The sequence below is a fragment of the Xenorhabdus yunnanensis genome (genome assembly GCF_028598805.1).
Classification (GTDB): domain Bacteria; phylum Pseudomonadota; class Gammaproteobacteria; order Enterobacterales; family Enterobacteriaceae; genus Xenorhabdus; species Xenorhabdus yunnanensis.
The window spans coordinates 1-8,058 of sequence record NZ_JAQRFI010000079.1 but is presented as its reverse complement, the minus strand read 5'-3'; the positions used below and the strand labels follow the sequence as shown (position 1 = coordinate 8,058).

The following is an 8,058-nucleotide window of genomic DNA, read 5'->3' as shown; positions in this document are numbered from 1 at the left end:
ACAGCCAGCTTCGTCCTCACTGGTATAACAATGGGTTAACGCCCAATGAGTCAGAACGATTATTTTGGAAAAACGCTAAGCCAGTGACCAATTTTTGTTGACCACAACACCATTAGTAGTTGGTGGCTGATACTTAAAAATAACATAGTGGCTGACACCTTGAATCATTCAAGGAACAAAAACAGCGACGCCCCGAAGTGCGGTAACACTATCGAGGCGTCTAACCACAACATTATCGGAGCTAATGCTATGGCTGACATACAGTCTAACCAAACTCGCCTAAAATTTACATTCCTAATTGCATCCGACACTCAGCGGCTGGCTGGTATGTCCTCACTGATCTTCGTATCACGTCAGGAGACACACCATGAGTAATAAACCTATCTCATTAAAACAGGCGCTATATCGAAGTCTGGGTGTTTCACTCTTCACATTTATTACCAAAAAAGCCAAAGATAGACGGTGACTGGCATTGTCGCCAGTGTGATGAGCCAAAACACGATGATGGCTTTGATTTACTGATGAAGGCCAGAAGGATAACGATCACCGAGGCAGCAAAGGCCGTTTCTGAGGCGCTGGTGCTACCTGTACCAGAACTCAAGCCTGCCAGAAAGGAGGCTCCGAAATCAGAGGCTCCTCCGATAGCCGAGAAAGTGAACAAGCTGGTGGCTCAGACCACGGCCGGTCAATCCGATTATCTGACGAAAAGGGGCTGCAATGCCCCAATCAGTGGTTACTGAAAGACGGTTCTTTGTTGCTGGTCACTCAGACGCTGGACGGCACAATCACCGGTGCTCAGATTATCAAGCCGAGCAGTGATAAGCGTTTTGTCCCCGGCTCGAAGAAAAAGGGGAGTTTTATCCCCTTATCGGCAATCACCGGAACGCCGGACACGATCATTATTGCTGAGGGCTATGCAACGGCCTTAACGGTCAGCCAATTGCATGAGGGCTTAGTACTGGCTGCGCTGGATGAGGGCAATTTATCCGCTGTTGCTGAACAGATCAGAACACGGTGGACAACAGAGAAAATTATTCTTGCCGCTGACAATGACTGGCATGAGAAAGGCGAACTGGACGACAACGGCAAGCCGAAGAAGAACGTTGGGAAGATTGCGGCAGAGAAAACCGCTAAAGCAATCAATGGGTGGGTCATATTACCGCCGACAGAACATAAGGCCGACTGGGACGATTACCGTCAACAACACGGCATTGAGGCAGCAAAGCAGGCATTCAGTAAAGGGTTGTATCAGGTGGGGGAGAAAAAGATGGGAACAACTAACGTTATTTCAATTAATCTGGGAAAGCAGAAGAAAAAACGCACGAGTAACAACATTGCGCAACTGGCGGATAATGAAAAGGCTTTATTGTTAACAGAACGGTATGAAGGGATTGCTATTCATTCAGAAAGCGAAGGGTTCTATACATATCAACTGGGCGTTTGGAAGAAAACATCATGCTTGGATTTAAGCCGGAAAATGGGAAAGGTCTATACCTTACACGGAACTAACTTTAGTAAGCGTGCGCTTAATAATGTGGTTGAAGCATTAAAGATTGTTGCGCCTGTGATGGATGAGCCGTGCCAGAGCATGATCCCATTTGCTAATGGCGTCTTTGATATTGAAACGAAAGTATTTTCACCTCACCGGCCTGAAAATTGGTTATTAAATCACAATGGCATTGAGTATACGCCAGCAAAACCGGATGAAAATTTGCGAGATGGTGCGCCTATCTTCCACAAATGGATAAGCCATGCCGCTGACCGAGATCCGTACAAAATGAAGCGGATATTTGCAGCGCTATACATGGTCTTAGCTAATCGCTATGACTGGCAATTATTCCTTGAAATTACAGGCGAAGGGGGTAGCGGTAAAAGTGTTTTTACTCAGGTAGCAACGTTATTGGCTGGTCAACACAATACAGCCAGTGGAAATATGGTGGCGTTGGACACGGCACGAGGACGAGCGCAATTTGTGGGTAAAAGTATGATCACCTTACCCGACCAACCCAAATACACAGGGGAAGGTACTGGCATAAAGGCGATTACAGGCGGTGACGCTGTAGAGATTGATCCCAAGCATGAACAGCAATACACGACAATTATACGGGCGGTTGTTATTGCAACAAATAACTCCCCGATGATATTTACTGAGCGCGCTGGCGGTGTAGCTCGTCGACGTGTTATTTACCAATTTAACAATAAAGTGAAAGAAGAAGATAAAGACCCGCATTTGTCAGAAAAGATAGCCAATGAAATTCCGGTTATTATCAGACGGTTGCTGGTGACATTTGACGATCCCGGACAGGCTAAAATGTTGTTACTTGAGCAGCGTGATAGTGATGAAGCATTGGAGGTTAAACGCGCATCTAATCCTGTTTTAGATTTGTGCGCGGCACTGGCTTTTATGGGCGAGCCGAGAGGGTTAGAAATGGGTGGCGGACGTAAAACAGAAGAAGAACGCCAGCCAAAAAGATACCTCTATCATCTTTATCTTTCATTTATGGAATATCAGGGATTGGGGCGTCCTCTGAGTGTGACCGAGTTCGGGAAAGCAGTTAAGGAAGCCGCTAAAGAATATAAATCGGAATACCTCACCCGAACTATTCAGGGTAGACGGCAAACCAATGTACAACTAACCGATAAAGCAGACGAGTTTTTATAAAAATAGTGTTTGGTTATCTACCTTGTCTACCAAATTGAAATCAGAATAGGTAGAGGACACAAAATTAGGTAGACAACAGGTAGATAGTAAAACATGAGTTATCTACCCGTTCAGAGCCTTGCAGCGCAAGAGATGAGCGAGTTTAGTAGATAAGGTAGATAACCCAGGCGCATTTTTTCTAAACTTTAAACCATCAAATACGAGTTAATACATTAATGTTGGGTGGGTGATAGCGTCTGATTTTGTGTGGTATAAGCTATTCGGTAAAAGATGCAAAAAGATTTTCAGGAGGGGTATCTTCTGGCAGGCAAACAAAAGCCAGATAAATCTGTGAAGGGAAATATGGGTTCTAAACCGGAACCATTGGAAATTTTATTAACTCCGTTTAATCTCTTTCTTTTAACCATTATCCCCAGTTAATGTGAAAATACCCTCTCACTAATCGGCTGTAACTCCATGCCAATATACAATCTTTAGTTATTATATGACTTTCAATTTCGGACTCTGAGGGAATGTCAATGAATCCCATTAATGGTGTTTTTGTAAATAATTCATAAATAGATAATAAATAACCCTCTGTAAAACACAGTATTTATTGTTATATATTTTTAATTTTTGTATTTTCAAGTTTGCCGCATCAGGGCAAATGCATTATGTCAAAGTGATATAAACCACCCCTTATTTTTAAAAAGAGGGAAAAACCCATGAAAAAACTATTTGTTATTATTCTGACAATCTTTTACGCTATATTTGTCCCGTTATCTCAGGCGAATGAGATTGTTAAATACCCACAACAGGATCAGCAGAATAAAACCACAGAGAGGAAAAAGCGGTCTGTTGTAACTTTACCCCTAAAAGTCTGTAAGAGAATCGCATATTGCCGGGCTAAGGTGGCAAAAAAAATTCTGGAAATAGCAGCTAAAGTGGGGATAGTTGGAATTGCTGCACAGGGGATCGCAAATAACATTTCTCAAAAAGATTTCGATCATCTGATTACACTTTTTATGATAGGGAATGATGAAGTTACCCAACGTTACCTGAATCACTTACAGGATAAATACGGTTCGGGTAAATCAGTTAAGCCAAATATCGGGAAGGGATTAACGGCGGATCAAAAAGCTAAATTAGGGGGTGCTAGTTCTGGTACGCCGGAAGGATGGGAACCGCAGAATGAGAAGAATACAAGAAAGTTTGATCGTTTTCGGAAAAAAGACCTTATCTCTTCAGCGAATAAGCCCATTAATAATCAAGGTTTATCAGCAGTAGCTAGGGCATGGGATAAACACGCAGGAAGACTTGGGGGAACATTTAAACCGTTAAAAGGAAATATTACCCAAAAAAATGCTGCAGCCGAACAGTTTGTACGCAGTGTTCTGAATAACCCAAATACAGTGAGAAATAAATTAGCAAGAGGAGGATTTGAATATAGGTTACCTAATGGTAAAGGTATTCGATTTAATGCAGATGGTTCATTTAATACCGTTTTAGATCCAAAGGTGATGAAATGAAAGAAAGTAAATTAGAATTATTCTTCTCTAGTCCGGCTGAATATGAAAACCTTACATTAGAAGTACAGTTAGGTTGGGAAAAAATTGCGGAAATAAACCAAGATAAAGGTGTAGATAAGCTTGAAATTGAGTTATTTGGTTCTGATGTAGCACACGGTTTTATAGCAAAAATGCCATTGGATGACTTTATATCTATTTTAATAGAAGCGAGAGAAGCATTGACTCAGAACAGTAGCACTCCTGAGGAGTGAGGCTTCATTTCAATAACTGCCTAAATAACCATGTTAATGACCATAATCAATTTATACGAAAAACTACCACTGTATAAATGAAAATATTTGTAAATATTTCGTCCTCATGTTTCCGCCTGTTTAGACCTCTTGTTTCGAGGTCTTTTTTATTGTTTTTCATGGTGTTAAATAGTGATTTCTGATACGTGTAGGTACGTTCTGACTTCAATTGCTCTGTAGCAAGTCCTCAAAGCGGTAGCTGTCTGAGAACTACCGCTTTCCCCCGAACCTGCATGACAGCGAACCCTTAACCTACATGCAGAGGCACCATGAAGAAATTACTCGAATTACGTCAGCAAAAAGCAACCTTTACCGAACAAATGCGTTCGCTACTGACTAAAGCCGAAGATGAAAAGCGTTCATTGAATGCTGATGAAGCGAAACAGTTTGATGAGCTGCGTAGCCAATTCGAAGCACTCAATGCGGAAATTGCCCGTTATGAGGCGTTATCTGATGAAGAACGCAATCAGGCGAAAACCCAGCCGACCAGTGAAAAACTCAGTAATGACGAACTGCGCCACTATATTCTGACGGGCGAAACCCGCACCTTGTCTACGGGCGTTCCGTCAGAGGGTGGCTATACCGTTATCCCCGAACTGAACAAACAGATCATGCAGCAACTTACCTGTGAATCAGTCATGCGCCAAATCTGTGCCATCAAGATCACACGCAGCAACGAATATAAGCAGCTTGTTTCGGTTGGTGGCGCAGCAGTGGCACACGGGGAAGAAGGCAAGGTACGCGGCGAGACAACCACTCCGAATGACCTGAAATTCCTGCTCAGGAACAAATACCGTAAGAACGCGGTTTGGGTGATGAACTCCACGACTGCTGCCAACGTGCAGAAGCTGAAAAACGGCAACGGGGATTACATCTGGCGTGAACGTCTGCAAGCCGGTGATCCTGATATGTTGCTGGGCTTGCCTGTCCATTATCTTGAATTTATGCCCGATAACATCATTGGTCTGGGTGACTTCAAACGCGGTTATTTCATCGTTGACCATGAAACCGGCACCCGTACCCGTCCTTACAATATCACCGAGCCGAGATTCTATAAGGTACACACCGATAAGTACTTGGGCGGCGGTCTGGTGGATTCCAACGCCATCAAAGTGCTCGAAATCAAAGGCACGAAAGCGGGTTAACGATAAGGGGCACTGCGCCCCTTTGTAGTCTGGAGTCTACCAATGAAAAATGATTTTGAAATCCGCACTGCTTCCCTGTCTGCCAGTGATAAGAAGCTGACAGGTTATGTAATTAAGTGGAACAGCCGATCACAAGTTTTGTGGGATGAGTTTGTCGAACAATTCGCCCCCAATGCCTTTAGCGCCAGTTTAACGGCAGGTGCAGATATCAGGGCTTTGTATGAGCATGATCACATGAACCTGTTAGGCCGTACCACATCGGGTACATTGCAGCTTACCGAAGATGCCACCGGATTACGTTTTAAGTTAACCCCGCCTGATACGCAGTTGGGGCGTGATGTACTGACTTTGGTTGGGCGGGGTGATATTTCTGGTGTGAGCTTTGGATTCAGGGCGCTGAAAGATCAGTGGGATGTTGGACAAGAGCCGTATCTGAGAACCGTTTTAGAGGCCGAACTGCGGAAAATCACTATCACCAGCTTGCCCGCCTACCCTGAAAGCGGGATAGAGATTGCCAAGCGTTCGCTGAATGAGGTTAAGCCCTGTGATGCTGATTTGCGTCATTACTGGCTGCAACTGTCCGAGGTGTAACTATGTGGCCGTTTAAACGAAAAGTCCCAGAAACCCGAAGCCTAAGCCTAAGCCTGGATGAGTTTCTTTTTCTGGCGGGCGCGTCTAACACCAAATCGGGCGAGCATGTTTCACCGTCTACGGCGGAGGGCTTACCTGCGGTAATGAATGCCGTTACGGTGATCAGTGAAGCAGTGGCGACCATGCCTTGCTATCTCTATCGGGTTCAGCACCAGAACGGCAAAGAATCCCGCGAATGGCTCAGTGATCATCCTGTCGATTATTTGCTGAATGAGTGTCCGAATGACTGCCAGATCCCATTTCAGTTTAAGCGAACCCTGATGCGTCATTGCTTACTCAATGGTAATGCTTATGCGGCCATAGTCTGGGGAAAAGATGGTCAGCCACAATCATTGCATCCTTACCCACCGTCAGCAGTTGTCCCTCAACGATTATCGGATCACCGGTTCGCGTACACCATCACCGAACCTTATAGCGGGAAGGTAAAAACCTACTTACAGGAAGAAATCTTGCATCTGCGCTATGCCACCGAAGACGGTTTTCTTGGACGCTCGCCTGTTACTATTTGCCGTGAAACCTTAGGTCTGGGACTGGCACAACAACGCCACGGAGCCAGTATCATGAAAGACGGCATGATGGCAGCGGGTGTGATTGAAGCCTCTGACTGGCTGGACGGGACAAAGGGGGCTAAGGCATTGGAAGCCCTTGAACTTTACAAGGGCGCTCGCAATGCAGGGAAAACGCCGATCCTTGAAGGCGGGATGGAATACCAGCAATTGGGTATGAGTAACCAAGATGCCGAGTGGCTGGCTTCCCGTCGCTTCACGATTGATGATATCGCCCGTATGTTCAACGTCAGCCCGATCTTTTTACAAGAGTATTCGAACAGTACCTACAGCAACTTTAGCGAAGCGTCCCGCGCCTTTCTGACCATTACCATGCGCCCGTGGCTCGCCAACTTTGAACAGCAAATCAAATCGGCCTTGCTGATGGCATCGCCAAAAAGAGGCATTCGTTACCAAGTCGAGTTTGATACCGCCGACTTACTGCGAGCCAATCCGAAAGAACGCTTCCAAAGCTACGAGACGGCGATTAAATCTGGTGTCATGTGCCCGAATGAAGCGCGTGAACGGGAAGGGCTCTCTCCCCGTGAAGGGGGCGATGAATTCAATCAAGCATGGAAGCAAGAGGTCAGTATTAAAAAAACCGAGGTGAAAGATGAGTAACCCTCTCATAACATTGGACGAAATCAAACAGCACTGCCGGATAGATGAAAGCGACACGCTTGAGGATGCACTGCTTAAGGGCTATGCCGGTGCTGCGTTAGAAGTCTGCCAGCAACATATCGGCAAACGGTTTGATGAGGGCTTGGCACTCAGCCCTGCGATCAAAGTCGGCTGTTTACTCTATATCGGCTTGCTGTATGAGAATCGGGCTGTCTATCGTCAATGGGCGCAAATGGGCTGGATACGTACCACACAAGGCGATTGCATTGATTATGACCGTATCCGTGATGATATTCTCAAAGACAGCCAGCACTTTGATATCAGGCTGGTGGGCTTTGATACATGGAACGCCACGCACCTACGCACCCAATTGCAGGGTGCGGGGCTGGATGTTGAGCCGTTCCCGCAAACTTATATGCGCTTTAGCCCCGTTGCCAAATCTGCCGAAGTGTTCGTTAACCGTAAAGTTATTCGTCACAACGGCGATCCGGGCACTGGCGTTTAAATGGATAAGGATAATTTACTGCTGTTGGAAAACCAGGACCTGTTACAACGAAGCGAAATACTTACTGGCACTCAAAGATCGAAATTCGCCTTTGCTTAAAGCATAAAACGCTTGTCGAATGTCTCAGGGCG

The 8,058-nt window shown here is 45.3% G+C and carries 6 protein-coding genes and 3 pseudogenes; all 9 read left to right on the top strand.

Going from position 1 to position 8,058, the window contains the following annotated elements:
- Positions 1 to 249: 249 nt before the first annotated feature.
- Entirely contained in the window at positions 250 to 375 is a 126-nt protein-coding gene (locus PSI23_RS19420; protein WP_273556622.1) for a hypothetical protein, read from the top strand.
- A gap of 146 nt (positions 376 to 521) precedes the next feature.
- A pseudogene (locus PSI23_RS19415) lies at positions 522 to 2,662 on the top strand (toprim domain-containing protein).
- 704 nt (positions 2,663 to 3,366) lie between these two features.
- Positions 3,367 to 4,170, top strand: coding sequence for a tRNase toxin domain-containing protein (locus PSI23_RS19410; RefSeq protein WP_273556621.1), 804 nt, complete (start codon positions 3,367 to 3,369; stop codon positions 4,168 to 4,170).
- Entirely contained in the window at positions 4,167 to 4,421 is a 255-nt protein-coding gene (locus tag PSI23_RS19405) for a hypothetical protein (protein ID WP_273556620.1), read from the top strand. Before PSI23_RS19410 ends, PSI23_RS19405 begins: the two co-directional genes overlap by 4 nt.
- 308 nt (positions 4,422 to 4,729) lie before the next feature.
- Complete coding sequence (locus PSI23_RS19400) at positions 4,730 to 5,605, top strand: phage major capsid protein (protein WP_273556619.1); 876 nt, start codon at positions 4,730 to 4,732, stop codon at positions 5,603 to 5,605.
- A 42-nt stretch (positions 5,606 to 5,647) separates the two neighbouring features.
- A complete protein-coding gene (locus PSI23_RS19395) occupies positions 5,648 to 6,196 on the top strand; it encodes an HK97 family phage prohead protease (protein WP_273556618.1) in 549 nt (182 codons plus the stop codon).
- A 2-nt stretch (positions 6,197 to 6,198) separates the two neighbouring features.
- Positions 6,199 to 7,422 (top strand): phage portal protein, encoded by a 1,224-nt coding sequence (locus tag PSI23_RS19390; protein WP_273556617.1) that lies wholly within the window; start codon positions 6,199 to 6,201, stop codon positions 7,420 to 7,422.
- Positions 7,415 to 7,912, top strand: a pseudogene (locus PSI23_RS19385) (head-tail connector protein); the annotation flags it as partial. The gene PSI23_RS19390 and the pseudogene PSI23_RS19385, both read left to right, overlap by 8 nt.
- Positions 7,905 to 8,033: pseudogene (locus PSI23_RS19380) on the top strand (IS110 family transposase); the annotation flags it as partial. The pseudogenes PSI23_RS19385 and PSI23_RS19380, both read left to right, overlap by 8 nt.
- Between the last annotated feature and the right edge of the window lie 25 nt (positions 8,034 to 8,058).

Bases quoted from the DNA above. Each gene is read 5' to 3' on its own strand.
- PSI23_RS19390 (WP_273556617.1), top strand. From the start codon at position 6,199: ATGTGGCCGTTTAAACGAAAAGTCCCAGAAACCCGAAGCCTAAGCCTA.
- PSI23_RS19400 (WP_273556619.1), top strand. From the start codon at position 4,730: ATGAAGAAATTACTCGAATTACGTCAGCAAAAAGCAACCTTTACCGAA.
- PSI23_RS19410 (WP_273556621.1), top strand. From the start codon at position 3,367: ATGAAAAAACTATTTGTTATTATTCTGACAATCTTTTACGCTATATTT.
- PSI23_RS19420 (WP_273556622.1), top strand. From the start codon at position 250: ATGGCTGACATACAGTCTAACCAAACTCGCCTAAAATTTACATTCCTA.
- PSI23_RS19395 (WP_273556618.1), top strand. From the start codon at position 5,648: ATGAAAAATGATTTTGAAATCCGCACTGCTTCCCTGTCTGCCAGTGAT.
- PSI23_RS19405 (WP_273556620.1), top strand. From the start codon at position 4,167: ATGAAAGAAAGTAAATTAGAATTATTCTTCTCTAGTCCGGCTGAATAT.